Below are 25723 nucleotides of genomic sequence, written 5' to 3'. Positions count from 1 at the left end.
ACTGCCCTACCCCTGATGGTGAGGCGAATCGCTCCCCCTTTTGGGGTAGTGATGTCCGTGTTCGGCCATGGGGTAGCGTGGATGTGATGCGCGCTCGGCGCAGCGCTGCGTCGTCCACCGATACAACGCACGTCGTCGAATCGAAATAACGCAAACGCATCGCAGAACATCCGCATCGCACCAGGCAGACAGCGCGACCACCAAGCGAACGCCACTGCGATCCGTTGCAGCGGAGTTTTGCAGCATGCCGAGGCGTTGCGTGCTGACCTACAAGTTCGCGCAGCACGCTGCTGCATCACACGTACGCCGTTGCGGTGGGCACTAACCGATTTCGCCACGCACGTCCCTCCCTCGAAAGAGGTGGTGGTGCTTGCCCCGATCCCGCCCGACAATGATGCGATGCCGCATGCCCCCCTCATCCGTTCGCCGTTCTTGTCGCGCTTGTGCGCGGCTGCGGTGGTGACGCTGTGCTGGGTACTTCTGCTCTGCGCGCCGGTCTGGGCGACCGGGATCGCGACGACGCGCGACGGGCTACTGCAATTCCACCACACCGCCTGGAGCATCGAGCGCGGTGCACCGGCCGATATCTGGGACATCCAGCAAGCCGACGGCGGTGCGTTGTGGCTGGCGACCGGCTTCGGGCTGTTCAAGTTCGACGGCGAACACTTCACCCGGCAGGCAGCACCGGAGGGCGAAGCCTACGCATCGCACAACATGACGGCGCTGTCGCTGACCGCGGACGATGGCGCGTGGATCGGCTATTTCAACGCCGGCATTGATCGCCTAGCCGACGGTCACCTCACCCATTTCGTCCCTGGCAAGGATGTGCCGGACGGGATGGTGTTCCGCATCGAACGCGATGGCAGCGGCCGTCTGTGGGCGGCAATCGATGGCGGGCTGTGCTGGTTCGACGGGCAACGCTGGCAGCGGGCGGGCGCCGACTGGGGCTACCCGGAAGCAAGCGCGCAATGGCTGCTGCGCGATCGCCGCGGCATCCTGTGGGTGAGCGATGGCAGCCGCATCCTGTTGCTGCGGCCCGGCGGACAACGCTTCGAGTCCACTGGGCAGCAGGTCGGGCACTTCACCACCATGGCCGAGCATCCGGACGGCACGATCTGGGTCGCCGATCCGCACCGCGGCGTGTTCGCGCTGACCGACACGCATGGCGCGGTGTTATCCGCCGCAGCACGCGACCAGCTGCAGTTTCCCGGCCTGTTTGCGGGTCGCATCCGGTTCATGCGCGACGGCGCGCTGTGGGGCAGCGACTACAGCGCAGGCGGGGTGTTCCGTGTCGCCCAACCCACGTCGCCGGCGCCGGTGCTGGAACGCTATGGTCCGGTGCAGGGTCTGACCTCGTCTACCGCCGGCCCGCTGCTGGAAGATCACGAAGGCAATCTGTGGGCCGGCACCAACCTTGGGCTCAACCGCTTCCGCCATCGCGCGCTGCTCCCGCTTTCGGCGTTGCTACCCGGCCAGACCACCGCGGTGGCGATCTTCGCGGCCGCAGCCACGCCGAACGCACCGCTGTTGCTGGCGGTCCTGCGCGATGAGCGCCAGCTGGCATTGACGCGTTCGGGCATCGAACGCCTGCAACGCGGCGCTCCTGCCAGCGTGTTGAAAGTGCCCTCCACCGCCAACGGTTGGCTACTCGGTGACAACCACCTGCTACGCCTGCAGGAAGGACGCACGCAATCCCTGCCCTTACCGCAGGACGTGCTAACCGGCTCGATCCGCGCGTTCACCGTCGATGCGCAGAACGCTCCCTGGGTATGCCCCGACGCCAGCGGCCCGCAGCGCTGGGATGGCAATCGCTGGCAGGCGATGACCCACCTGCTGGACGAACCCTGCTCCGTCCTCGTCACCGCGCCCGATGCCGCACTATGGATGGGCACGGTCAAGGGCGAGGTCAGCGTGCTGCGTGGCGGGCAGCTGCAGCGCTACACCGGCAACGACGGCTTGGCGGTCGGCCCGATCACCGCGATCTGGCACAGCGCCGCCCTCACCCTGGTGGCCGGCGAAAGCGGGCTTGCCGTGCTCCGTCACGATGGCCGCTTCCAGCAAGTGGCCGATCAGGCAAATCCGCTGCTGCAGGGCATCACCGGCATCGTGCGCGACCGCCACGACACTTTCTGGTTGAACGGCAATCGCGGCGTGGTGCAAATCGGCCGGCAGGCGTTGTTGCGCAGCCTGCGCACCGGGGCCCTACGCCTGTACGACATCATGGATGGCCTGCCCGGCGTCGCCCAACAGGCCACCCCGGTACCCACCGCGGTGGCCGCTGCCGATGGTCTGCTCTGGTTCGCCACCAACCAAGGCATGGCCTGGCTTGATCCCGAGCACACCTATCGCAACCCGACCGCGCCGGAGGTGTTCATCACCGACGTGGTCGCTAACGACCGTCTCTACCCGCGTCAGGATGGCCTGCACCTGCCCAAAGGGACCGACCGCCTGCGCATCGGCTACGACGCGATCAGCCTCACCCGCCCGGAACGGGTGCGGTTCCGTTACCGGCTGGAAGGCGTGGATCCCCGGTGGCAGGACGCTGGCAACCGCAACGAGGCCTTCTATACCAACCTCGCGCCAGGCCGTTACCGCTTCCGGATTGCCGCGGCCAACAACGATGGGGTCTGGAACGAGCGCGGCGACACCCTGGATTTTGTCATCGAGGCCGCCTTCGTGCAGACCTGGCAGTTCAAGGTGTGCTGCGCGCTGGCCCTGCTGCTGGCGCTCGGCATCGCGTGGCGGATGCGCACCCGGCACGTGGCCGGTAGGCTGCGCGCGCGCCTGGAAGAGCGTTATCGCGAACGCGAACGCATCGCCCGCGAATTGCACGACACCTTGCTGCAAGGCACCCAGGGGCTGATCCTGCGGCTGCATGCCGCCAGCCGTTCGCTGCCCTGGAACGACCCGCGTCGGCTGGAGCTGGAACAGGCCGTCGACCTGGCCGAAAACGCACTCGCCGAAGGTCGCGACCGCGTCAACGGGCTGCGTGACAGCCAATCCCTGCACGAGGACCTCGCCGCTGCCCTGCAACGGGCGCGCAACGCTACCATGCCGCCGCCGAGCGCCGCACTGCAGGTCTCTGTCGACGGCCGGCCCATGCGCTTGCGCCCCCTGGTGGCCGACGAGCTGTTCCAGCTCGGCCGCGAAGCGCTGGCCAATGCCGACCGGCACGCCGATGCCACCGGCATCGCGCTGGAACTGCGTTACGGTTCACGTGACTTCATGCTGCGCATCCGCGACGATGGCCGCGGCCTGGACCCGGATGTGCTGCACGGCCACGCCCGCACCGGGCACTGGGGCCTGACCGGCATGCAGGAACGCGCGCAGCGCATCGGCGCCAAGATGCAGCTGTGGTCGCGCCCCGGTAGCGGCACCGAAATCCAGATCACCCTGCCCGCCCATGCCGCTTACGTGCACGCCAGACGATGCTGGTGGCCATTTCACACAGCACGATCCACGGAGAGCTCCAATGGCTGAAATGGTCCGCCCAACCGGGGTGCTGGTGGTAGACGACCATCCGCTGCTGCGCGATGGGCTCAGCGCCATGCTCGCCGCCGAACACGACATGCGGGTGGTCGGCGAAGCCGAAGACGGCGATCAGGCGGTGGCCTGCTACACCCGTCTGCGTCCGGACGTGGTGTTGATGGATCTGCAGATGCCGCGCGTGGACGGAGTCGAAGCGATCCAGCGCATTCGCCGTGTCGATTCCGCTGCCAAGGTCATCGTGTTGACCACGTATACAGGTGACGTGCGCGCGGTGCGCGCCCTGCAGGCCGGCGCCTGCGGTTACCTGCTCAAGAGCGCACTGCGCCGCGAGTTGGTCGACACCATCCGCGACGTGCGCCGCGGCCAGCGCCGGCATGTTCCGGCCTCGGTGGCAGAAAACATTGCCGCCCATGTGCTCGACGATGCCCTGTCCGCGCGCGAGACCGAGGTGCTGAACCTGGTCGCCACCGGCTGTTCCAACAAACAGATCGGCAGCGCCTTGAGTATCTCCGAAGAAACGGTCAAGGCGCATATGAAGAACATCCTGGCCAAGCTCGGCGTACGCGACCGCACCCATGCAGTGACCGTCGCACTGCGGCGCGGGATCCTGTCGTTGGAGACCTGAGCGGCGGCGTGTCGGTCCTGCGCCGACGCACGGCAGCTTTTGCTACGCGCTCGACCATTCTTGAACGCCAGGCTACACACGCGATAGCCCCGCGCGCGCAAACCGATCGGGTTGCGCTATCGTATGCACCGCCAAGCGGCATGGGGGCCGCTTCAGCATCTGGTTCGGCAGCCGATAACGGCTACGTCCGACCGCCGCACCGCGCTGCGGCGGCACTCGATTCAATCATTTAAACGCGTTCAGGGGAATTGCGATGCTTCGTCACTCTTTGCGGGTGCGCCTGCTGTTGCCGGTGCTGGCCTTGGTGCTGGTCATGGTGGTGGCACTGTCGGTCATTCTGGCCATTACTGAAGCGAACCGGGTCAAGTCCGAAGTCGGGGCTTCCATCGAGCGCGGGCAGATGTCTATGCAGAGCCTGTTCGCAGTCACCCGCTCTATGATGCTCGACCGCGTCAATTCCTCCATGCGCCAGCTACGCAAGGAAGCCAACACGCAGGGCGCACCGAGCTTGGGCAGCGAAGTACGCGTCGCCGATCGCAGCGCCAATGACCTGCTGCTGGGCCAGCGCTCGCAGGCCAATGCGTTCACCTTGGTCGACGAGGTCACCGCCATCCACGAAGGCACCGCCACGCTGTTCTCGCATACCGGCGACGACTTCGTGCGTATTTCCACCAACGTCAAGAAGGACGATGGCAGCCGCGCCATCGGCACCGTGCTCGATCCGACCGGCCCGGCCGCTGCCAAGCTGCGTAACGGCGAAAGTTTCTACGGCGTGGTCGACATTCTCGGCAACCCGTATGTCACCGGCTACGAGCCGATCTTTGCCGGCAACGACAAGCGCGTCATTGGCGCGTGGTACGTCGGTTACAAGGCCGACACCCAGGCGCTGGAAAGCGTGATCGGCAGCCGCCGCGTGCTTGAATCCGGCTTCGTCGCCGTATTCGACAGCAAGAACAAGCTGCGCTTCCAGTCCACCACCGGCGCAACCACCGATACCGCCACCATCGAGCGTATCGTCAAGGAAAGCCCGGACGACTGGGTCATCACCAAGCAGCAAGTCCCCGACTGGGGCTTCACCCTGGTCTCGGCGTATCCCAGGAGCGACGTCAATGGCGTGATCTTGCGCCAGTCGCTGTGGATCGCCGGCATCGGCCTGCTGCTCGGCGCCGTGCTGCTCGGCATGCAATGGGCGTTGATCTGGAGCCGCGTGTTGCGCCCGATCCAGCGCTTGACCACCGTGGCCGAAGAACTGAGCCTGGGCAAGTGGAACCACACCATCGCCGAGGTCAACCTCAAGGATGAAATTGGAACCCTGGCGCGCGCCATCTCCCGCTTGTCCAACAGCGTCCGGTTGGCCATGGAGCGCCTCAGCAAACGCTGAGTCGCTGTCACCCATTCCGTACCTGATGCTGCAAGGAAGAAGCCATGTCCACTGAATTCCGTCCGCTGATCGAGATCCTGCGCGAGCTCAAAGCGCTGGCATTGAAGAAGGCGTCCGGCTTTCTGTTTATCGTCACCGAGGAAAACCATTCCTGCATTGTCCGCATCAACAGCGGGCAGATCGAAGAGGTGGTATTCCGCATGCTGCGCAATGATGAGGCGGTGCAACGCCTCACCATGGTTGGCGCCGCGAAGGCCCGCTTCCAGGCCGACCCCGGTGCAGGCCTGGGCAAGCCATCGCTACTGAGCGACGACTCGCGCCAGTGGTTGATGGGCGGCTTCGAGCAGGAACTGGGCGGCGCCCCTGCTCCGGCGCGTGCCGTCGTGGCAGCGCCCCCGGCACCTGCGGCACCCGTTGCAAGCGCGAGTGCGGCGCCGGTTTCCAGCGGCAATAACGCTGGACCCGACGATCGCGTCCGCGATGCACTGGAAACGGTCGCGCTGAATTATCTCGGCCCAATCGCCGGCATGCTGTGCGATGAAGCCTGGGACGCCTCCAGCGACATCGAGCAGGTGCTCAGCCAGCTCGGCACCAACCTGGCAACACCGCAGGAAGCGCAGAAGTTCATGGCCGACGCCCGCGTGGCATTGGCCAAGGTCCGCTGAAGAGACTCTTCAGTCCAGGTCATGCATCAAGCCGCGCACTGCGCGGCTTTTTTGCGGGTGCGGCAGTAGCGCTTGACGCGTGTTGCAACGCCAGCAGGCGCAGCGTCGGCAAGGCATTGCTTGTCTGCAAACCACAGGCGGATATGAGCGTGGAAATAGGTCATGCAGTCCGGCGCAAGCTCAGCACGTCAGCCATCAGAAGGGCTCCACTTCAAGCCGATCGCAATGCGCGACAAAGCGCTGCAGGTTGCCCGACAGACGTTTTTGCCGGTGCTGGATCCTGTAGAAGCGCCGCGTCAGCCGCGGCAACGTGGTGTGCAGAATCACCAGCCGACCTAGTGTCACCAGGTCCTGCACCGCACACAGCGACAAGCACGCCAGCCCGAGTCCTTCAGCCGCCGCCTGCTTGATCGCTTCGGTGCTACCGGGCTGCATCTCGCTATCGAGATGATGCAAGTGCGGCAACAAGACATGCTCCACCGCCTCACGCGTGCCCGAGCCCGGCTCGCGAAGCAGCCAGCGTGCCTGTCGCAAGGCTTTCAACGGAACGCGCGCCTGCGTATCGCCCTGTACCACTGCATGCGTCGGTGCCGCCACAATCACCAGCTCGTCCTGTCGCCAGGGCACGACCTGCAGGTCCGTCTCATGGCACGGGCCTTCGATCAGGCCGATATCCACCTCCAACCGGCTCACGCCGGCGGCCACCTCGCGCGTATTGCCGATGACCACGTCCACCGCGGCGCCCGGCCACGCTGTTCGATAGCCGGCGATCAGCGACGGCAACACGTAGTTGCCGATGGTGGTGCTGGCACCCACGCGAAGACGCGTGGGCAACGGTGCCGTGGCCACACCGGCGCTCCCGAGCCCGAACTGGCGTTCGATGTCCTGCACGCCGTCAAGCAGGGCCCTGGCCTGCGGCAGCAATGCGCGGCCGTTGTCGTTGAGCAGTAAACGCTTGCCGATGCGGTCGAACAGCTGTGCGCCGAGCAGGCTTTCCAATTCGTTGAGGGCGCCGCTGGTCGCCGATTGCGATAGCGCCACCCGCTCCCCCGCCGCCGTGGTGCTGCCGGTTTCGGCCACAGCCGTGAAGATCAGCAACTGCCGCAGTGTCAGACGCATGCGAAAACTCATTACCTGTTTTATGGATTGGTTATAGCGGAATAATCCGTTTGTTGGATAGTCCGCCACGGTCCACAGTGCGCCCCTGCCTTGCGCAAAACGCGATCAAACCACCATGCACACGACCATAGCCCACACCCACCTCGCGCAGCCGCCGGCTGCCAACACAGCCCACCGTCTGTGCCAGTTGGCGCCCGGTCTTGCATTGACGGGCGTACTGGCCGGTGTCTCGATGCAGTTGGGCAGGACCGGCTGGCTGCACTCCAACGGCATCAGCGCGCTCACACTTGCCATCGTGCTCGGCATGCTGGTCGGCAACACTGTCTATCCACGCCTCGGCGCAAACGCTGACGCAGGTGTGCGGTTCTCCAAAGCCAACCTGCTGCGGCTGGGCATCATCCTGTATGGCCTGCGCCTGACCTTTCAGGACATCGGCAACGTCGGCTGGACCGGCGTTGCGATCGACGCAACGGTGCTGTGCAGCACCTTCGGCCTGGCCTGCTTCCTCGGCATGCGCGTGTTCGGCCTGGACCGCAACACCGCGATGCTGATCGGCGCAGGCAGTTCGATCTGCGGTGCTGCCGCCGTGATGGCTGCCGAACCTGTCGTGCGCGGCCGCGCCGAACAGGTGATGGTCGCGGTGGCCACGGTGGTGGTGTTCGGCACGCTGGCGATGTTTCTGTATCCGGTGTTGTATCACCTGATCGCGCACTACCGCGTGTTCGACCTGTCGCCCACGGCGTACGGCGTGTTCGCCGGCTCCACCATTCACGAAGTGGCACAGGTGGTCGCTGCTGGTCGCGCCGTCAGCGAGCAGGCGGCCACTACCGCAGTGATCGCCAAGATGGTGCGGGTGATGCTACTGGCGCCGTTTCTTGTTGCCCTGTCGGCCTATCTTTCTCGCGCCGATGGCAAGCACACAGAGGTGTTAGAGAGCGATGCTGGTCCTGACCAAGGCCACGTCGCGCAGCGCGGCGGCATTGTGATTCCCTGGTTCGCGCTCGGATTCTGTGTGGTCGCCGGACTCAACTCACTGTCGCTGCTGCCCCATGCGCTGGTGCAGCAGATGATCGACATCGACACCGTCCTGCTCGCGATGGCCATGGCCGGACTGGGCCTGACGACGCACGTCTCGGCCATCCGCAAGGCCGGCATCAAGCCGCTGGCGCTCGCGTCCATCTTGTTTGCCTGGCTGGTTTGCGGCGGCTTTGCCATCAATGTCGGCATCACCGCCCTGCTCAACTGACGCGGCGCCTCGGATGGGTGCTGCCCATCAAGGCGTGGAGGCACACGGGAACGCCTGCGCCAGTGCTTCGACCACCAGCGTGGCTGCGCTTTGTTGCAGGCGCTCGGCGGGCAAACCGCGTTGATAGCTGTAGACCCGATCGACCAGCTCGTGCGGAAGCATCTGCCCTGCCCCGCACCATCGCATACCGCTGCTGGCATCGGCCACACCTTCGATGTAGGCCATCGCGCGCGTACTCGCCAATTGACGTTGCGCCTGGTTCCCACTCGCCACGCCGCCCTGTTTGCCCTCGATTCCCTGCATCAACTCGGCGCCACTGACGATCCAGTCGCGCTTACCGCTGGCGTCGTCCGAACCCGCCCATGCAGTGGGCATCACTGCGCCGAGCAAGATCGCCGTCAGCATCCGGCGACGACTGCAAACATCCATCCAGCGCATACGTGGCTCCCGCGATCATGAGTAGCGTTGCAAACAGCTGCGGTTTCTCGTGTGTCCGTCTTGCGCATGCGCAAGACACACACCCCAGATTCAAGCCTACACCGTCGGAACCGTCCCGCCGTCGATCCGATATTCAGACCCCGCGATCGAGGCCGCGCGCGGGGAGGCCAAGAAGGCGATCACATCGGCGACTTCCTGCGGTTTGGCGGGACGGCCTACGCGCGGAGGTCGCGACCCGAGCCCCGGCGTCCACAAGGGGTTTCACCACTGCAGCGCCCAGGCCCAGCGTGCCACCGGTGACCACGGCCCGCAGGCCGGTCAGATGCAGGTCGAAGCTCATACCGTGACCTCAAGCGATACGATCGGCCGCGTTCGAGGCGAAAGCGATGCGACAACACGACCGGGCTGCCGGGAAAATTGCCGCTGACCTTGGCACGCACGCAGTGGATGCCGTCCTCGCGCTCAATGGCGAACGGCACGCTCGTTGCGTTGTACTTGGCCGATGCCTCGGCCATGAAAGCCTTGATCGCGTCGATGCCCGTATAGCGGTGACCGTCGTCGGTCATGACGGCGTCCGCGGTGAAGCAGTGTGCCAAGGCGTCGGGGTTGTGCTCGGCCGCGAAGTACGCGGCAATGGCTCGGGAAGGGTCGAGATGTCCATGTGGCTAGCTCCGTCGAGTCAGTGGAGGCCTCAGCATGCGCACCGGGGTGAATTTACTGAATACTCTAGAATCCGGATGAGCTATGCAGAAAGGAGTGCATAATGCGCGGGTCAGATTTTGCTGAGCTGAAAGCCTTCTGGCCGTGGTGGAGCGTCAGAGCTTTGCGCGGGCCGCAGAGCATCTGGGCCTGTCGCCGTCGGCACTGAGTCAGACCATTCGTCAGTTGGAAGGCCGCATCGGCGCGCGCCTGTTGAATCGCACGACGCGCAGCGTCGCGCCGTCGGCAAGTGGCGAACTGCTCTACAACCGCATCGCGCCGCTATTTCGCGAGATGGCGGCTGCCGTCGCCGAAGCCGGTGAAGCCACAGGCCAGATGCGCGGAACGCTGCGCATCAACACGCTGGGAATTGCAGCACGAACCATCATTGCGCCCCGGCTTGCGCGCTTCCATCACGCACACCCCGACGTCGTGCTGGACCTCGTGGTCGACGACGCGCTGGCCGACATCGTCATTGGCCGTTTTGATGCGGGCATCCGCGTCGGCGGCCAGCTTGAGAAAGACATGCTTGCGGTCCGCCTGACGCCGGATCTGGACATGGTCGCCGTCGCGTCCCCGGACTACCTCGCGCGTCGAGGAACGCCCAAGTCGCCTGCCGAGCTGCATGACCACGCCTGCATCAACTGGCGGCTGCACATGGACGGCAGGCACTATCGCTGGGAGTTCGAAAAGCGCGGGCAACGTCTGGAAGTGGCGGTGGACGGCCCTGTGGTCACCAATCACGCCGATATCGGCATTGCTGCGGCGTTGAATGGGCTCGGCATCGCCTACCACTTCGAGCGGGATGGCGTCGGCGCGTTATTGGCTCAGGGACGGCTGGTCCAGATCCTGGCGGACTGGTCGATTTCGCGGCCGGGGCTGTTCCTCTACTACCGAACAGGCAGCATCGGCCAGCCCTCCTGGGCGCTTTCATCGACTGCCTGTTGGACCGACCACCGTTCGATTCCCTTGAGCCTTAGGCCCATGCCCAATCGCGAATCGGGATGGAGCTACAGGTTTCCAGACGACGCTGCGGGCTGAAGCAGAAGCCGCACCAACGGATTCGGAAAGCGCCGCGACATGGTGACGGCATGGAAGGTCTCCACGATGTCCGGCAATTGATCGCCTTCCATCAGCGCGCCAGCGGCAATCTCGTCTTTGACCACGATTGGCGGCAGAACGGCCAGGCCGATGTCCTCGCGAGCGAGTAGTCGCATCATCGCCATGTCCTCCACTTCCGCCACGATCTGCGGCCGCACGCCCAGGCGATCGGCCAACGCGTCGAAGCCGATGCGCACGCTGCTATCGACCGTGGGCAAGATGATGGGGTGGTTGCGAAGCCGGTCGGCGAAGCTGGCGGCATGGCCCAACCGATCCGGCGTCCCCACCAGGCTGACCGGAGACTCCGCAAGCCGGTGGGTGACGAATGGGGACAGCGCGTCACTGGATGGGGCCCGATTCAGCAGCACCACGTCGAGATTGAGCGCCTCCAGCGCGCGCAGCAGTTCACCTGCACTGCCCGAACGCAGAATGAGGTCGATGTCGGTGCGGCCGAGCAGTGGGCCCAGGAACTCCATCTGGAAGTTGCGCGACAGCGTGGCCAGCGAGCCGACGCGCAGCGCCTGCCGCGCCGCACCTGTCTGCCGCAGCGTGCCGAGCAGCTCATCGCCGGTGGCGAAAATCGCATCGGCATGGTCCAGCGCGATCTGCCCCGCCTCGGTCAGATGGAGTTTCCGACCGCGGCGTTCGAACAGCGCATGCCCAAGGCGCTCTTCCAGTTTGCGGATCTGCACCGACAACGCCGACTGGGTGAGGTTGAGGCGCTCGGCCGTGCGGGTGAGATTGCCGTCGTGCGCGACTGCCCAGAAGTAGCGCAAGTGGTTGTAGTTCAAGGCGGCCATATCGTTCGATAATAACGAACGAATCTGCAAGAACAATGAATTTTTTTTCGACCCTACCGATCGCTATCGTGGCGAAGCTCGCCACCACGCTCGTTCTGAGGGGATCGCCTTGTCGCTCTATCTACTCCCACTGTTCGCACCACTCCTGCTGCTGACCGCCGCTGTCGTCGCCCTGGTTCGCAGCGGCCGCCGCCCAAGCGGGGTTCCCCTCATCGCCGAAGGCGCCGCGCTCGGCGCGTTGCTGATCGCGATCGCGTCACTTGCACTCCTGCTGTTGCGAGGCACCGGCAGCAGTTGGTTGATCGGATGGGGCGGTATCGGCCTGTCCGCACGGCTCGACGCGGTCAGCGTGACCATGCTCCTGCTGGTGGCCTTCGTCGGCTGGATCGTCGTGCGGTACGCACGCACCTACCTCGACGGCGAAGCGCGTCAGGGCTACTTCACCGGCTGGCTATGCATCGCGCTCGCAGCGGTCCTGCTGCTGGTGCAGGCAGGCAACGTGGTCCAGGTCGTTATCGCTTGGGTCGCCACCAGCATCGCGCTGCATCGCCTGCTGCTGTTCTATCCCGAGCGCGTGGAAGCGCAGCGCGCAGCGCGCAAGAAGCGCCTGTTCTCCACCACGGGCGGCATTGCCCTGACCTGCGCAGCGGTGCTGCTCTGGAAAAGCATGGGCACGACCGATATCGCCACGATCAATGCGCTGGCCCGGAGCGGGCAGCACGCATGGGCGCTGGTCGCGGCGGCCGCCCTGCTCTCGCTCGCTGCAGTGCTGAAATCGGCGCAGTTCCCCACCCACGGCTGGCTCACCGAAATGATGGAAGCCCCCACGCCGGTGTCGGCGTTGCTGCATGCCGGCGTGGTCAATGGCGGCGGCTTCCTGCTGATCCGCTTCGCCGACCTGATGCTCGCCGCTCCCGGCGTGCTCGCCGTGCTGGCCATGTTGGGCGGGTTCACCGCATTGTTCGGCGCGCTGGTGATGTTGACCCAACCGGCGGTCAAGACCTCGCTTGCCTGGTCAACGGTCGCGCAGATGGGCTTCATGATGCTCCAGTGCGGTCTTGCACTGTTCCCGCTGGCACTGCTGCACATCGTCGCGCACTCGCTCTACAAGGCGCATGCCTTCCTGGCGTCTGGTGGAGCGGTCGAGCAGGTCGCAGCCATTCGCCGGCCCGGGCCGGTCGCCGTTCCGAATGGGTCGGCGGTCGGCCGCGCATTTTTGATCGCACTGGCGATCTATCTCGGCATCGGCACGGCCTTCGGGTTCGCCTTCGGCTTCGAGCACAAGTCGCCACAGGCGCTGGCACTGGGCGCGATCCTGATCTTCGGTGTCGCCTACCTGCTGGCCCAGGGCCTTGCCGATGCGGCGCCGCGCCCCCTCACCCGCAAGACGGCGATCTACGCCAGCGCCGCGGCGATCGGCTACTTCGCGCTGCAGACCGCCGCCGAATGGCTGACGGCCGGCGTGCTGCCGGCGACACCGGCGCCGGGACGGCTGGAGTGGACGCTGATGACGCTCGCGGTCCTGAGCTTCGGGCTAGTGGCGGTGGCGCAGGCGCTGTTTCCACTCTGGGCATCGCACCCCGCTGCCGCCGGGCTCCGCGTCCACCTCTCCAATGGGCTGTATGCCAACGCCACGATCGATCGCCTGCTCGGCGGCTGGTCTGTTCGCAAGACCTCCTGACCCCCTCACTGCCAGGCACCCATGCTGATGACCACGACGACCACCACCATGTCTCCGTCCCTCTCCCACGATGTGATCATCGCCGCCGCGCAGCGTGCGGCACGCGCCATCCCGCCGCTGTGGCCGCTCGCCTCCAGCGTTGCGGTCAACCCCTTCCTCGGCCAGGTCAGCGAGCCGCTGGAAATGGCGGCGGCGCGACTGCGGCGTGCGTCCGGTATCGCCGTCACCATGCCGCGGCCCTGGTATGCAGAGCGGCTACAGTCCGGCGAGATCACCGAAGAAGATCTGCAGGCGGCCTTGCAGAGCGCGCCGGCCACGCTGCGCCCGCCAAGCGTGTCCGCGCTCAAACGCGCCGTCGAGGCCGCGCGCCCTGCCCCGCAAGCGATCCCCACGGTCGCCGAGCTCGCTCGCGACGCCGCTGCAATCGACTGGCCCGGCATCGTCGACGAGCGCACCGGCCACTGGGCCGCCGGCTACTTCGATCAGGGCCAGGCGCTCTGGGCGGTCGGCCAATCCGGCGGTGCTTACAGCACCTGGCGGATCATCGCGACCCACGACCTGACCCCGGAAATTGCCGGCATTGCAGGTTTCGCACGCTATGTGGCGGATGCGCCCGCCAATGCCGAAGACGCAATCGCCGACTGCGTCGCGCGCCTCGGACTCTCGCAGGACGCGCTGGACGGTTATTTCCACCGCTTGCTGAGCACGTGGGGCGGCTGGGGTCAACTTGCCCGGTACCGGCTCTGGCAGGCGGAGTTGAGCGGCCAAACGGATGCATGCGTTACCGATCTGCTCGCCATTCGCCTGCTCTGGGAGGCCGCGCTGCTAGGCAACGGCGGCTCCGCGCTGGTGCCTGGCTGGCACACGGCGATCGCGGCTTACGCCGAGCCGGTCGCTGCATCGTCAGAGGATGTCGTCGATAGCATTCTGCAGGAAGCGGCCGAGCGTGCGGCGCAGCGAAAGCTCAACGCCGTGCTGGCCGCACCCTCGTCAGCCCAGCTCTCCCTGGGTCGCTTGAAGTTGCAAATGGCCTTCTGCATCGACGTGCGCTCGGAAGTGTTCCGCCGCGCATTGGAAAGCCTCGATTCCGGCATCACGACGCTCGGCTTCGCAGGATTCTTCGGCTTTGGCATCGGCCATCGGCGCTTCGCCTCGGACGTGGTCGAAGCGCGACTGCCCGTACTGCTGAACCCGGGGGTTGTCACCTTCGCAGCAGACGCGACGCCGGCTGCGAACGCGGCAGACCTCACCGCGCGGATTGCGGCACGTGCCAAGCGCGCCTGGGGCCGCTTCAAGCTGGCGGCCATCTCGTCTTTCGCCTTCGTCGAAGCCACCGGCCCGATCTACATTGCCAAGCTGCTGCGCGACGGGCTGGCGCTGGCCCGCCACCACGCACCGAACGATCCCGCGCCGCGTCCGGCCCATGATCTGGACCTGGACACGCGGTTGACCATGGCTTCGCGCATCCTCAAGGCGATGTCGTTCACCAGCGACTTCGCACGGCTGGTCGTGCTTGCCGGCCATGGCGCCACGGTCGTCAACAACCCACATGCCAGCGCACTGCATTGCGGCGCCTGCGGCGGCTATTCGGGCGAAGTGAACGCGCGGCTACTGGCTTCGCTGCTCAACGACAAAGAAGTGCGCCTCGGTCTTGCCGAACGCGGCATCGTCATTCCCGCAGACACGCTGTTCCTGGCCGCACTGCACGACACCACGACCGACGCAGTGACGCTCTTCACCAACGACCATCCCTCCCCCGCGCATGCCCAGGATCTTGCCCAGGTGACGCAGTGGCTGACCGCAGCCGGTGCGCTGGCACGCGGAGAGCGCGCCATACGCCTGCCTCGCGCGCATCGCAGCCAGGACATCGCACATCGCGCCCGCGACTGGGCCGAGATTCGCCCCGAATGGGCGCTTGCAGGATGCCAGGCCTTCATCGCTGCGCCGCGCTCACGCAGCACCGGCCGCGACCTGGCGGGACGGGCCTTCCTCCACGATTACGACTGGCGGTGCGACGAAGGCTTCGGTGTGCTGGAGCTGATCCTGACCGCACCGGTCGTCGTCGCCAGCTGGATCAGCCTGCAATACTACGGATCGACCGTTGCGCCCGAGAGTTTCGGGGCCGGCAACAAGCTGCTGCATAACGTCACCGGCGGCATCGGTGTGGTCGAGGGGAACGGCGGGATCCTTCGCACGGGCTTGCCCTGGCAGTCAGTGCACGACGGCGAACGCCTGACCCACGAACCGCTGCGACTCTCCGTGCTGATCGAGGCACCACCGGAAGCCATCGCCATGATCCTCGAACGGCACCCGCAGGTCCGCGCCCTGTTCGACAATCGGTGGCTGCACCTGTTCGCCCTGGACGACGAAGGCCGCATGGCGCGTCGCTATCTCGGCGACCTGCAATGGGAGACGTGTTTCGGCGATGCGGCCTCAGAGAGCAATCGCGCGCCCACTGCTGCGTAAAGCAGCTTCTGGCCCAACTGACGCCCTCGCTCGTGATGGCGAGGGCGAATCCGCAGATGCGCTAAAACCTCAAAACAGCCAGCTCAAACCACTGCAAAACCCTCCGATCACAGCAGACGACCATAGCCGGGCAGTAATCCCACCAGATAAACCTGCGTTTTCTCTCCTCATCCAAAAAATATCAACACTTAACTGGCACAAAAATGCCCGCCATGGCCAACGAAGGTGGTTTAGGGGCAGCTTTTTCTCATCCGGGTTTCGGCAATTTTGGCATTCCTTGTTGTTCAAGGCCAAGCTTTGCAGCATCAATTGCTAGCCCTTCCCTTCATCAGCAAAGCGATTTGAGAAAAGCAAAATCTGCCTGGATGGACTGGTTATCTCAGACATGGAGGCCCCACTTAATTTTTTTGCCAGACTCAATGCGAAAATCGACCAGATAATGTGGGATGTAAAATGCAAAAGCCCGCAATGACGCGGGCTTGGATTTTCATGCCACTTACTGCCAGTCTATGCCGGACCTGGGATCACTCCCACTCGATCGTCGCAGGCGGCTTGCCCGAAATGTCGTAGACCACCCGCGAGACGCCGCGCAGTTCGTTGATGATGCGGTTGCTCACCGTGCCGAGGAAGTCGTACGGCAGGTGCGCCCAATGCGCGGTCATGAAGTCGATGGTTTCCACCGCGCGCAGCGCGATCACCCATTCGTAAGCGCGCGCGTCGCCGACCACGCCGACCGACTTGACCGGCAGGAACACCGCAAATGCCTGGCTGGTCTTATCGTACAGATCGGCCTTGCGCAACTCGTCGATGAAAATCGCATCGGCCTTGGCCAGCAGCTCGGCGTACTCGCGCTTCACCTCGCCCAGGATGCGCACGCCCAGGCCTGGGCCGGGGAACGGGTGGCGATACACCATCGTACGTGGCAGGCCCAGTTCCACACCGAGGCGACGCACCTCGTCTTTGAACAATTCGCGCAACGGTTCGACCAGGCCCAGCTTCATGTGTTCCGGCAAGCCGCCCACATTGTGGTGGCTCTTGATCACGTGCGCCTTGCCGGTCTTGCTGCCGGCCGACTCGATCACGTCCGGGTAAATCGTGCCCTGCGCCAGCCACTTGGCATTGGCCAGCTTGTTGGATTCCTCGTCGAAGATATCCACGAACAGGTTGCCGATGATCTTGCGCTTGGCTTCCGGGTCGCTGACGCCTTCGAGCTTGGCGAAGTAACGATCGGCCGCATTGACGCGGATCACCTTGACGCCCATGTGCTCGGCGAACATCGCCATCACCTGGTCGCCTTCCTGCCAGCGCAGCAGGCCGGTATCGACGAACACGCAAGTCAGCTTGTCGCCGATCGCTTTGTGCAACAGCGCGGCAACCACCGACGAATCGACGCCGCCGGACAGGCCGAGAATCACTTCGTCATCGCCCACCTGCGCGCGCACGCGCGCGATCTGGTCGTCGATGATGTTGGCTGCCGTCCACAGCGTCTGACAGCCGCAGACATCGACCACGAAGCGACGCAGCAAGGTCTGGCCCTGCAGCGTGTGAGTGACCTCGGGATGGAACTGCACGCCATACCAACGCTTGTCTTCGTTGGACATCGCCGCCACCGGAATGCGGTCGGTCGTGGCGGTAATGGTGAAGCCTGGCGGCACCTGCGACACGTGATCGCCGTGGCTCATCCACACATTCAGACGCGAAGCGCCGGCGTGATCGGTGAGGCCGGCGAACAACGCATCGGCCGCCACCACGTCCACTTCGGCATGGCCGAATTCGCGCTGATCTGCGGCTTCGGTGGCGCCACCCAACTGCGCTGCGAGCGTCTGCATGCCGTAGCAGATGCCAAACACCGGCAGTCCGCTCTCGAACACTTCCTGCGGCGCCACCGGTGCGCCTGGCAACGTGGTCGACTCCGGGCCGCCGGACAGGATGATGCCCTTGGCACCGAAACCGGCAATCTCCGACGGATCATGATCCCACGCCCAGATCTCGCAATAGACCCCGATCTCGCGGATGCGCCGCGCAATCAGCTGGGTGTACTGCGCGCCGAAATCGAGGATGAGGATCTTGTCGGTATGGATGTTGGTCATTGAGAGCCGGGAATCGAGAATCGGGATTGGGGAATCGCAACAGCAAACGCGGCGCCAGCCGCTATCGGGCGAGGAAGCGGCGGGCTCTTGCGATTCCGGTTCGCGATTCCCCACTCCCGCGCGCAGGCTTACCCTGCGCGATAGTTCGGCGGCTCTTTGGTGATCTGCACGTCGTGCACGTGGCTTTCGCGCTGGCCGGCGCCGGTGATGGTGACGAACTTCGGCTTGGTACGCATCTCTTCGATCGTGGCGCAGCCCACATACCCCATGGTCGCGCGCAGGCCACCGATGAGCTGATGGATGATGCCGCCGACCGAGCCGCGATACGGCACACGCCCTTCGATGCCTTCCGGCACCAGCTTGTCGGCATCGCTGGAATCCTGGAAATAGCGATCCTTCGACCCCTTCTCCATCGCACCCAGGCTGCCCATGCCGCGGTAGCTCTTGTAGCTGCGGCCCTGGAACAGTTCGACTTCGCCCGGTGCTTCTTCGGTACCGGCCAACAGGCCGCCGACCATCACCGTCGACGCACCAGCCACCAGTGCCTTGCCGATATCGCCGGAATAGCGGATGCCGCCATCGGCAATCAACGGAATGCGGTCCTGCAGCGCTTCGGCCACCATGTCCACCGCGGTGATCTGCGGCACGCCCACACCAGCGACGACTCGCGTGGTGCAGATCGACCCCGGGCCCACGCCAACCTTGACTGCATCGGCACCGGCATCCATCAACGCCAATGCCGCATCGCCGGTGACGATGTTGCCGCCGATCACCTGCAACTGCGGGTAAGTCTTCTTGACCCACGCCACGCGATCGATCACGCCTTGCGAATGGCCATGCGCGGTATCGACAATCACCACATCCACGCCGGCTGCGGCAAGCAGCTCGATGCGCTGTTCGGTATCGCCGCCCACACCCACCGCCGCGCCCACCAGCAAGCGCTTGGCGCTGTCCTTGGCGGCATTCGGGTTGTCGGTCTTCTTCTGGATATCCTTGACCGTGATCAGGCCGCGCAGCTCGAAGCTGTCGTTGACCACCAGGACCTTTTCGATGCGGTTGCGATGCAGCAGCTCGAGCACTTCCTCATCGCTGGCGCCTTCGCGCACGGTGATCAGGCGGTCTTTCTTGGTCATGATGTGGCGGACCGGATCGTCGAGCTTCTTTTCGAAGCGCATGTCGCGGCTGGTGACGATGCCCACCAGTTCGCTGCCATCCACCACCGGCACGCCGGAGATGTTGCGCGCGCGGGTCAGCGCCAGCACTTCGCCGATGGTCGTGTCCGGGCTGACGGTGAACGGCTCGGTAATCACGCCGGATTCGAATTTCTTGACCCGCGCCACTTCGCCCGCCTGCTGCTGCGGGGTCAGGTTCTTGTGGATGATGCCGATGCCGCCCAGCTGCGCCATGGCCACCGCAAGGCGGTGTTCGGTCACTGTGTCCATTGCCGCCGAGAGAATCGGCAGTTTCAGGCGCAGGTCGCGCGTCAGCCGGGTTTCCAGGCTGACGTCCTTGGGCAGGACGATCGAATGAGCGGGGACGAGCGAAACGTCGTCGTAGGTGAGAGCTTCAGCCTGGATGCGTAGCATCGGCGGACCCGAGTTTGGGGAAGCGCGGCATTTTACCCTGAAAGGCTTCACGAAGACACCACGCAGCCGCAATGCTGCGTTACGCCCGCGCCTCAGCTGGCGGCGTCAGCTGCTTCCAGCGTGTTCTGCATCAGCGTTGCGACCGTCATCGGCCCTACCCCGCCTGGCACCGGGGTGATCCAGGCCGCGCGCTGCACGGCTGCGTCGAAGCCGACGTCGCCCACCAGCCGGCCGTCATCGAGCCGATTGATGCCGACATCGATCACCACCGCGCCCGGTTTGACCCATTCGCCCGGAATCAGCCCCGGGCGGCCCACCGCCACCACCAGAATGTCGGCATTGCGCACGCTGGCTTCCAGCACATCGGGCGGAGTGAACTTGTGGCAGCTGGTGACGGTGCAACCGGCAATCAGCAACTCCAGCCCCATCGGCCGGCCGACATGATTGCTCACGCCCACGATGGTGGCATTGCGGCCACGCACCGGCTGGTCGGTGTGACCGAGCAAGGTCACGATGCCGCGCGGCGTGCACGGGCGCAGCCCGAATTCGCGCAAGGCCAGATGCCCGACATTCTGCGGATGGAACCCGTCCACGTCCTTGCGCGGGTCAATGCGCTGAATCAGCCGGTTGGCATCGGGAATGCCCGGCAGCGGCAGCTGAATCAGGATGCCGTGGATCTTGGGGGCAGCATTGAGCTCATCGATCAGCGCCGCCAGCTCGGCTTCGCTGGTGCCCTGCGGCAAGTCGTAATCGAAGGCCTCGATGCCGACCTTCTCCGCCGCGCGCCGCTTGTTGCGCACGTACACCGACGATGCCGGATCGCCACCGACCAGCACCACCGCCAGGCTAGGCCGCGCCTTGCCGGCGGCCAGCCGCGCATCCACGCGCAGCTTCAGCCCGTCGAGCAGTTCCTCGGCGATGCGGCGACCATCGAGAAGGCGGGCCGAAGCGGAGGCAGCGGGCGCGGAAGCGGTCATGGGGCGTCAGGTGTAGAGTCGAAGGCCGTCTATTGTCCCCGATTCCGTCATGACCGACACCACCTCACGCACCGATTCGAGCACCACTTCCATTGAAGCGGCGGCATTTCGCCGCCTGTTGCAGCACCTCAACCAGGACCGCACCGATGTGCAGAACATCGACCTGATGATCCTCGCCGGCTTCTGCCGCAACTGCCTGGGCGACTGGTACCGCGAAGCGGCCGAAGCGCAAGGCCAGAGCATGAGTAAGGAACAGGCGCGCGAAGCGGTCTACGGCATGCCATTTGCCGAGTGGAAACAACAGCATCAAAAAGACGCCACGCCTGAGCAGCTGGACGCCTTCGCCGCCGCCCAGCGCCAGCATGGCTGAGGCAGGCATGAGTGAACGCCGGCATCAACACCTGGCGGGCAGTCGTCAGGTGTTGATGCCGGCGCGCACGAACCGGTGCGTACAAGGCAGACATGCGGCTGCAGAGCACCGCGCCTGGCCCGGCAACTGCACAGGCGTGCTGTTTACTGCATTTAGTCGCGACTTGCTGTCTCCGCCTCTTCGGCCTGCGGCACCGCATCGGGATTGAGCGTGCGGCTGCCGCGACGCGGCCGCGTGAACGGTGTGGGTCGCGGCGTCGCTGGCGTGATATTGCCGTACATCAGCCTGGCTCCGGCGCGTGCGTCGCCGGCAGCGATCTCCAATTCGAAACGCTCGGCATCGCGCCGGCGGATCTCGCGGGAAATCATGCCGGCTTCGTCCTCGTCCACCCCCAACTCCTCCAGCGCGACCCTGCCGAAGATCACGGCCGACTCGAACGTCTCGCGGATCTGGTAATCCACGCCCGCAGCGACCAACTGCAGCGAATGCTGGCGGTCGTACGAGCGCACCAGCAGCTTGGCATGCGGAAACTCGCGCGTTGCCAGTTCGACGATGCGATTGGCCGCCTCCTGGTTGTCGACGCACACCGCAATCGCACGTGCGCTGTGCGCGCCGGAGGCATGCAACACGTCCAGTCGGGTGCCGTCGCCGTAGTAGATCTTGAAGCCGAACTCTTCGGCGCTCTGGATCATCTCGATGTCGTTGTCGATGATGGTCACATCCACATCGCGCGCCAGCAGCGATTGACTGGCCACCTGCCCGAAGCGCCCGAAGCCGATGATCAACACGCTGCCGGTCTGCCCGCTGGCTTCTTCCACGCCATCGAGCGAGATCGCCGCAGCCGGCGTCAGCCGCCGCTGTAGCAGCACGAACAACGGCGTCAACGCCATCGACAACACCACGATGGCGGTCAGGCTGGCATTGACCTGCGCATCGATGACGCCCGATGCCGAGGCGGCGGCAAACAGCACGAATGCGAACTCGCCACCCTGCGCCATCAGCACACCGCGATCCAGCGCCTGGCGATGGTCGCTGCGCATCAGCCGCGCCACCGCGTAGATGCATGCGCCCTTGCCCACCATCAAGGCCAGCACGCCGGCCACGATCAAGCGCCAATCGGCCGCGACCACGCGCAGATCCAGGCTCATGCCGACACCCAGAAAAAATAGTCCTAGCAGGATGCCGCGAAAGGGCTCGATATCCGCTTCGATCTGATGCCGGAACGTGGACTCGGACAACAGCACGCCGGCCAGGAATGCGCCCATCGCCATCGATAGCCCGCCCACCTGCATCAACAGTGCCGCGCCCAACACCACCAACAATGCTGCTGCCGTCATCACCTCGCGCGCCTTGGACGCGGCAAGGACGCGGAACAATGGATTGAGCAGCCAACGCCCGGCCACCAGCAGGCCGACGATGCAGGCCAGACCGATGCCGATGCCCTGCCAGCGCTGCGACGCGGCCTGCGGATCGCCGCTGGACCCCATCCAGGCAACGATCGCCAGCAACGGTACGATCAACAGATCTTCGAACAGCAGAATCGCCACGATCTTTTGCCCCGGCGGCAAGGCGACGTCACCGCGCTCGGCCAACAGCTGCATCACCACTGCGGTGGAGGTCAGCACAAAACCTGACGCCGCCACGAAGGCCACCGGTGGCGCAAAGCCCAGCAGGATGCCGATGCCTGTCAACACCAGCGCGCAGACCGCGATCTGCAGCGTACCCAGCCCGAAGATTTCCTTGCGCAGGCTCCACAGGTGTGAGGGCCGCATTTCCAGCCCGATCACGAACAGGAACATCACCACGCCCAACTCGGCCACGTGCAGGATGGCCTGGGGTTCGTTGAACAGACCGAACCCGAACGGACCAATCGCCAGCCCCGCCGCCAGATAACCCAGCACCGAGCCCAGGCCCAATCGGCGAAACAACGGGATCGCGACGACGGCAGCGCCCAACAGGACCACCACGTTGATCAGTTCACTTGATTCGGCAGGTTGGCTCATGCCCGGATTCTAGCGACACTCACGCCACATCGGCCTGCACCTGGGTGCGCATCTGCGCGGCACTTGGCCTTGCGATACCGAGCTCTGCCAGCGCAGCTGCATCGGGCGGCAAGCCCCTAAACGACGAACGACGCCAGCTGGCGTCGTTCGTGCAAACAGCGATCAGGCAGCAATCAGCCGCGCGCGTCGGCCTGGGCCAATGCATTGCGCAGGATTTCCTTCGCTGGGCCGCCATGCTTTTCGTGCTCAAGCGCGAAATGCACCGTGGCTTCGATCAGGCCGATATGCGCGCCGCAATCGAAGCGCCGGCCTTCGAAGCGGAATGCATCGACCTGCTCTTTCTTCAGCAGCTCGGCAATCGCGTCGGTCAACTGGATCTCGCCACCCGCGCCTATACCGGTCGCCTCAAGAAATTCGAAGATCTTGGGACTCAGCACGTAACGACCGACCACTGCCAGGTTGCTCGGCGCCACTTCCGGCTTGGGCTTCTCGACGATCGCATTGATGCGGCCCTTACGGCCATCGAATGCGTCGGTAGAGACGATGCCGTAGCTGGCCGTCTTTTCATGCGGCACATCTTCCACGGCAATGACGCTGCCACCGGAGGCTTCTGCCACGTCGGCCATCTGGGTCAGCGCAGCATCGCCGCGGTTCCACATCAGATCGTCCGGCAGCAGCACCGCGAACGGTTCGTCACCGACCACAGCCTTGGCACACAACACCGCATGGCCCAGGCCGAGCGCTTCTGCCTGCGTCACAAAAATGGCGCGAACGCCCTCTGGCAATGCATGGCGCACCAGCTCCAGCTGTTCCAACTTGCCTGCACGCTCAAGCTTTTGCTCCAGCTCATAGGCCTTGTCGAAGTAATCGGCAATGGAGTGCTTGTAGCGGTTGGTCACGAAGATCAGCGTATCGCAACCAGCCTGGATGGCTTCGTCGACGGCGTACTGAATCAATGGCTTGTCGATGATTGGCAGCATTTCTTTCGGCACTGTCTTGGTTGCCGGAAGAAAGCGGGTTCCAAGACCTGCGACGGGAAATACTGCCTTGCGAATACGCTGGCTCATTACAGTCTTCTGACCTCACGTGCGGGGAATGGGACGACCGTATCAGATCGCGCGTCGACTTTCCGTCGAGCAGCCGCGAAATCCGGCATCAAACTGCCCAACACAGTCTCCATCGCTTTGATGTCATAGCGGTTGACGGCCTCGCGCAAGCGCGTCACCAGCTGCAGCACTTGCTCATGCGAGAACTCACGCACACCGGCTTCGAGAATCTTGGGATGCGCAGTGGGACGATAGTCTTCGTCGGAATAGAACAGCGTCTCGTGCAGCTTCTCGCCTGGACGCAAGCCGGTATAGAGAATTGCCACGTCCTTGCCCGGCTGCTTGCCGGCCAGACGGATCATCTGCTCGGCCAGCAGGCGAATCGGCACAGGCTCGCCCATGTCCAGCGTGTAGATCGCACCATGGGATGCAGAAGCCGCCGCCTGAATCACCAGCTGGCAGGCTTCGGGAATGGTCATGAAGTAACGCGTCACATCCGGATGCGTCACCGTCACTGGGCCGCCCTGACGGATCTGTTCGCGGAACAGAGGCACCACGCTACCGGCCGAATCCAGCACATTCCCGAAGCGCACGGTGATGAAGCGCGTCGGCGCATCGCGCGCGTCAAGGCTCTGGCAGATCATTTCTGCATAGCGCTTGCTTGCGCCCAGCACGTTGACCGGCTCCACCGCCTTGTCGGTGGAAATGAAGACAAAGGTTTCGATGCGTGCACGCTGGCAGGCGCGCGCCACGTTCTCGGTTGCCAGCACGTTGTTGCGCACCGCCTCGCGCAGTTGCTCTTCCAGCAAGGGCACCTGCTTGTAAGCGGCCGCATGGAATACCGCATCCGGGGTCGCGGTGTTCAGCGCATGCGCCACCACCGCCGGGTCGCCGCAATCGCCCAACACGCGCACGACTTCGATATCCGGGAACAGCCTGCGCAGATCCGAATCGATGGTCAGCAGTGCCAGCTCGTCGATCTCCAGCAGCACGATCCGGCGCGCCCCGTGGCGCGCGCACTGGCGGCAGACTTCCGAGCCGATCGAGCCACCGGCGCCGGTCACCATCACGGTCTTGTTGGTCAGCCAGTCGCGGATCAGGCGCCAGTCGGGCGTGACCGGCTTGCGGTTGAGCAGGTCCTCGATTGCGACCTCCTTCAACTCGCCTGGCAACGAGCGCCCTTCCAGCACGTTGATCAGCTTGGGCACCATGCGGAACGGCAGGCCGGTGCTTTCGCAGATCGCCACCACGCGCTGCATGCCGGAGGCGTCCAGCGATGGAATCGCGATGACCAGCAACTTGGCGGCGGTCTCCTTGGCAATCGCCGCAGCTTGATCCAGATTGCCCAGGACATTGAGACCCTGGATCTTGGCGCCATGCAGGTTGGTGGCGTCGTCCAGATAACCAATCGGCACAAACGCGCCGGTACGGCGCAGATCGCGCACCAAACCTTCGGCAGCGCGCCCTGCGCCGAGGATCAGCACGCGCTGCCCGGCGTCACCGGAATGGGCGATCTGGTAGTCCTTCCAAGCGCGGTACAGCAGACGTGGCGTGCCCAGCATGGCTGACAATGCGAACGGATACACCACCAGCACCGACAGCGGTACGCCATCCAGGCGGTCATAAGACAGCGCCAGCACGATCGCGACCAGGCCGAGGAAACTCGACTTGAAGATGTTCCATAGGTCCGGCACCGAGGCGAAGCGCCACAGTCCGCGGTACAACCCCATTTTCCAGAACACCAACCCCTGTGCCACCAGCACCACTCCGGTGCGCCAGTCCCACAACGGCAGATCCGGCGCATCGCGCAACATGGAGTAGCGGCCGGCGTGCAATAGCTGCCAGCACACCCACACCATCAACAGGTCGTGTACGACGACCGCTATCTGCGGCAGGGCCTTTGTCAAACGGTCACGCCAGGAAATCATAAAAATCCATTAC

At 64.7% G+C, this 25723-nt stretch carries 19 protein-coding genes and 1 pseudogene; 9 read left to right on the top strand and 11 right to left on the bottom strand.

What is annotated here, in order from left to right; genetic code table 11:
* Positions 1-399: 399 nt before the first annotated feature.
* From XpruCFBP8353_RS15140 to XpruCFBP8353_RS15125, 4 genes are all read left to right on the top strand, one after another.
* Entirely contained in the window at positions 400-3480 is a 3081-nt protein-coding gene (locus tag XpruCFBP8353_RS15140; RefSeq protein WP_101364024.1) for a sensor histidine kinase, read from the top strand.
* Complete coding sequence (locus tag XpruCFBP8353_RS15135; protein ID WP_101363942.1) at positions 3473-4114, top strand: response regulator; 642 nt, start codon at positions 3473-3475, stop codon at positions 4112-4114. The genes XpruCFBP8353_RS15140 and XpruCFBP8353_RS15135 overlap by 8 nt, the downstream gene beginning before the upstream one ends.
* Before the next feature lie 253 nt (positions 4115-4367).
* Positions 4368-5495, top strand: coding sequence for a Cache 3/Cache 2 fusion domain-containing protein (locus XpruCFBP8353_RS15130; RefSeq protein WP_101363941.1), 1128 nt, complete (start codon positions 4368-4370; stop codon positions 5493-5495).
* Positions 5496-5539: 44 nt separating this feature from the next.
* Positions 5540-6160: a hypothetical protein gene (locus XpruCFBP8353_RS15125; protein WP_101363940.1), complete on the top strand. Its 621-nt coding sequence runs from the start codon at positions 5540-5542 to the stop codon at positions 6158-6160.
* 195 nt (positions 6161-6355) lie between these two features.
* Here the strand turns inward: XpruCFBP8353_RS15125 and XpruCFBP8353_RS15120 are convergent, their stop codons facing one another.
* Positions 6356-7279 carry a LysR family transcriptional regulator gene (locus tag XpruCFBP8353_RS15120; protein WP_101364023.1) on the bottom strand — a complete coding sequence of 308 codons (924 nt, stop codon included), beginning with the start codon at positions 7277-7279 and terminating at the stop codon, positions 6356-6358.
* 178 nt (positions 7280-7457) lie between these two features.
* Here XpruCFBP8353_RS15120 and XpruCFBP8353_RS15115 point away from each other — a divergent pair, with 178 nt between their 5' ends.
* Positions 7458-8525, top strand: a complete 1068-nt coding sequence (locus XpruCFBP8353_RS15115) for a YeiH family protein (RefSeq protein ID WP_407071313.1) — start codon at positions 7458-7460, stop codon at positions 8523-8525.
* A 27-nt stretch (positions 8526-8552) separates the two neighbouring features.
* Here XpruCFBP8353_RS15115 and XpruCFBP8353_RS15110 read toward each other — a convergent pair whose 3' ends face one another.
* From XpruCFBP8353_RS15110 to XpruCFBP8353_RS15095, 3 genes and pseudogenes are all read right to left on the bottom strand, one after another.
* The gene (locus XpruCFBP8353_RS15110; protein ID WP_157935128.1) at positions 8553-8930 is read right to left on the bottom strand and encodes a Rap1a/Tai family immunity protein; all 378 of its coding nucleotides are present in this window, start codon (positions 8928-8930) and stop codon (positions 8553-8555) included.
* 129 nt (positions 8931-9059) lie between these two features.
* Positions 9060-9203, bottom strand: a pseudogene (locus tag XpruCFBP8353_RS15105) (SDR family oxidoreductase); the annotation flags it as partial.
* On the bottom strand, positions 9179-9529 hold the full coding sequence (locus XpruCFBP8353_RS15095) for a hypothetical protein (protein ID WP_243391122.1): 351 nt from the start codon (positions 9527-9529) through the stop codon (positions 9179-9181). The pseudogene XpruCFBP8353_RS15105 and the gene XpruCFBP8353_RS15095, both read right to left, overlap by 25 nt.
* Before the next feature lie 238 nt (positions 9530-9767).
* Between XpruCFBP8353_RS15095 and XpruCFBP8353_RS15090 the strand changes: the two genes are divergently transcribed.
* Positions 9768-10703, top strand: a complete 936-nt coding sequence (locus XpruCFBP8353_RS15090) for a LysR family transcriptional regulator (protein WP_243391121.1) — start codon at positions 9768-9770, stop codon at positions 10701-10703.
* Here the strand turns inward: XpruCFBP8353_RS15090 and XpruCFBP8353_RS15085 are convergent.
* Positions 10673-11563 carry a LysR family transcriptional regulator gene (locus tag XpruCFBP8353_RS15085; RefSeq protein WP_101363938.1) on the bottom strand — a complete coding sequence of 297 codons (891 nt, stop codon included), beginning with the start codon at positions 11561-11563 and terminating at the stop codon, positions 10673-10675. The two genes, XpruCFBP8353_RS15090 and XpruCFBP8353_RS15085, sit on opposite strands and share 31 nt — an antisense overlap.
* Before the next feature lie 109 nt (positions 11564-11672).
* On the opposite strand from XpruCFBP8353_RS15085, the gene XpruCFBP8353_RS15080 reads away from it, so the two are divergent.
* Together XpruCFBP8353_RS15080 and XpruCFBP8353_RS15075 are read left to right on the top strand one after the other, a co-directional pair.
* A complete protein-coding gene (locus XpruCFBP8353_RS15080) occupies positions 11673-13244 on the top strand; it encodes a proton-conducting transporter transmembrane domain-containing protein (protein ID WP_101363937.1) in 1572 nt (523 codons plus the stop codon).
* A gap of 21 nt (positions 13245-13265) precedes the next feature.
* A complete protein-coding gene (locus tag XpruCFBP8353_RS15075) occupies positions 13266-15710 on the top strand; it encodes a YbcC family protein (RefSeq protein WP_101363936.1) in 2445 nt (814 codons plus the stop codon).
* A gap of 524 nt (positions 15711-16234) precedes the next feature.
* Here XpruCFBP8353_RS15075 and guaA read toward each other — a convergent pair.
* From guaA to folD, 3 genes are all read right to left on the bottom strand, one after another.
* On the bottom strand, positions 16235-17800 hold the full coding sequence (guaA, locus tag XpruCFBP8353_RS15070) for a glutamine-hydrolyzing GMP synthase (RefSeq protein ID WP_101363935.1): 1566 nt from the start codon (positions 17798-17800) through the stop codon (positions 16235-16237).
* A 128-nt stretch (positions 17801-17928) separates the two neighbouring features.
* Positions 17929-19386, bottom strand: a complete 1458-nt coding sequence (gene guaB, locus XpruCFBP8353_RS15065; protein ID WP_101363934.1) for an IMP dehydrogenase — start codon at positions 19384-19386, stop codon at positions 17929-17931.
* 92 nt (positions 19387-19478) lie between these two features.
* On the bottom strand, positions 19479-20363 hold the full coding sequence (gene folD, locus XpruCFBP8353_RS15060; protein ID WP_101363933.1) for a bifunctional methylenetetrahydrofolate dehydrogenase/methenyltetrahydrofolate cyclohydrolase FolD: 885 nt from the start codon (positions 20361-20363) through the stop codon (positions 19479-19481).
* A gap of 49 nt (positions 20364-20412) precedes the next feature.
* Here folD and XpruCFBP8353_RS15055 point away from each other — a divergent pair, with 49 nt between their 5' ends.
* Positions 20413-20733, top strand: a complete 321-nt coding sequence (locus tag XpruCFBP8353_RS15055) for a DUF1244 domain-containing protein (protein ID WP_101363932.1) — start codon at positions 20413-20415, stop codon at positions 20731-20733.
* A gap of 152 nt (positions 20734-20885) precedes the next feature.
* Here XpruCFBP8353_RS15055 and XpruCFBP8353_RS15050 read toward each other — a convergent pair whose 3' ends face one another.
* The 3 genes from XpruCFBP8353_RS15050 to XpruCFBP8353_RS15040 all read right to left on the bottom strand — a co-directional run bounded on the left by XpruCFBP8353_RS15050 (position 20886) and on the right by XpruCFBP8353_RS15040 (position 25710).
* A complete protein-coding gene (locus XpruCFBP8353_RS15050; RefSeq protein ID WP_101363931.1) occupies positions 20886-22736 on the bottom strand; it encodes a monovalent cation:proton antiporter-2 (CPA2) family protein in 1851 nt (616 codons plus the stop codon).
* Between the two features lie 173 nt (positions 22737-22909).
* Positions 22910-23803 (bottom strand): UTP--glucose-1-phosphate uridylyltransferase GalU, encoded by an 894-nt coding sequence (galU, locus tag XpruCFBP8353_RS15045; protein ID WP_101363930.1) that lies wholly within the window; start codon positions 23801-23803, stop codon positions 22910-22912.
* Entirely contained in the window at positions 23803-25710 is a 1908-nt protein-coding gene (locus XpruCFBP8353_RS15040) for a polysaccharide biosynthesis protein (protein ID WP_162301067.1), read from the bottom strand. Before XpruCFBP8353_RS15040 ends, galU begins: the two co-directional genes overlap by 1 nt.
* Positions 25711-25723 lie beyond the last annotated feature (13 nt).

Origin of the sequence: Xanthomonas prunicola (assembly GCF_002846205.1) — a bacterium.
Classification (GTDB): Bacteria; Pseudomonadota; Gammaproteobacteria; order Xanthomonadales; family Xanthomonadaceae; genus Xanthomonas; species Xanthomonas prunicola.
The sequence above is the reverse complement of the archived record's forward strand: the minus strand, read 5'-3'. Positions and strand labels throughout refer to the sequence as shown.

Bases quoted from the DNA above. Each gene is read 5' to 3' on its own strand.
- XpruCFBP8353_RS15140 (WP_101364024.1), top strand. From the start codon at position 400: ATGCCGCATGCCCCCCTCATCCGTTCGCCGTTCTTGTCGCGCTTGTGC.
- XpruCFBP8353_RS15095 (WP_243391122.1), bottom strand. From the start codon at position 9,529: ATGACCGACGACGGTCACCGCTATACGGGCATCGACGCGATCAAGGCT.
- XpruCFBP8353_RS15075 (WP_101363936.1), top strand. From the start codon at position 13,266: ATGCTGATGACCACGACGACCACCACCATGTCTCCGTCCCTCTCCCAC.
- XpruCFBP8353_RS15120 (WP_101364023.1), bottom strand. From the start codon at position 7,279: ATGCGTCTGACACTGCGGCAGTTGCTGATCTTCACGGCTGTGGCCGAA.
- guaA (WP_101363935.1), bottom strand. From the start codon at position 17,800: ATGACCAACATCCATACCGACAAGATCCTCATCCTCGATTTCGGCGCG.
- folD (WP_101363933.1), bottom strand. From the start codon at position 20,363: ATGACCGCTTCCGCGCCCGCTGCCTCCGCTTCGGCCCGCCTTCTCGAT.
- XpruCFBP8353_RS15055 (WP_101363932.1), top strand. From the start codon at position 20,413: ATGACCGACACCACCTCACGCACCGATTCGAGCACCACTTCCATTGAA.
- XpruCFBP8353_RS15085 (WP_101363938.1), bottom strand. From the start codon at position 11,563: ATGGCCGCCTTGAACTACAACCACTTGCGCTACTTCTGGGCAGTCGCG.
- XpruCFBP8353_RS15130 (WP_101363941.1), top strand. From the start codon at position 4,368: ATGCTTCGTCACTCTTTGCGGGTGCGCCTGCTGTTGCCGGTGCTGGCC.
- guaB (WP_101363934.1), bottom strand. From the start codon at position 19,386: ATGCTACGCATCCAGGCTGAAGCTCTCACCTACGACGACGTTTCGCTC.
- XpruCFBP8353_RS15110 (WP_157935128.1), bottom strand. From the start codon at position 8,930: ATGCTGACGGCGATCTTGCTCGGCGCAGTGATGCCCACTGCATGGGCG.
- XpruCFBP8353_RS15125 (WP_101363940.1), top strand. From the start codon at position 5,540: ATGTCCACTGAATTCCGTCCGCTGATCGAGATCCTGCGCGAGCTCAAA.
- galU (WP_101363930.1), bottom strand. From the start codon at position 23,803: ATGAGCCAGCGTATTCGCAAGGCAGTATTTCCCGTCGCAGGTCTTGGA.
- XpruCFBP8353_RS15135 (WP_101363942.1), top strand. From the start codon at position 3,473: ATGGCTGAAATGGTCCGCCCAACCGGGGTGCTGGTGGTAGACGACCAT.
- XpruCFBP8353_RS15040 (WP_162301067.1), bottom strand. From the start codon at position 25,710: ATGATTTCCTGGCGTGACCGTTTGACAAAGGCCCTGCCGCAGATAGCG.
- XpruCFBP8353_RS15050 (WP_101363931.1), bottom strand. From the start codon at position 22,736: ATGAGCCAACCTGCCGAATCAAGTGAACTGATCAACGTGGTGGTCCTG.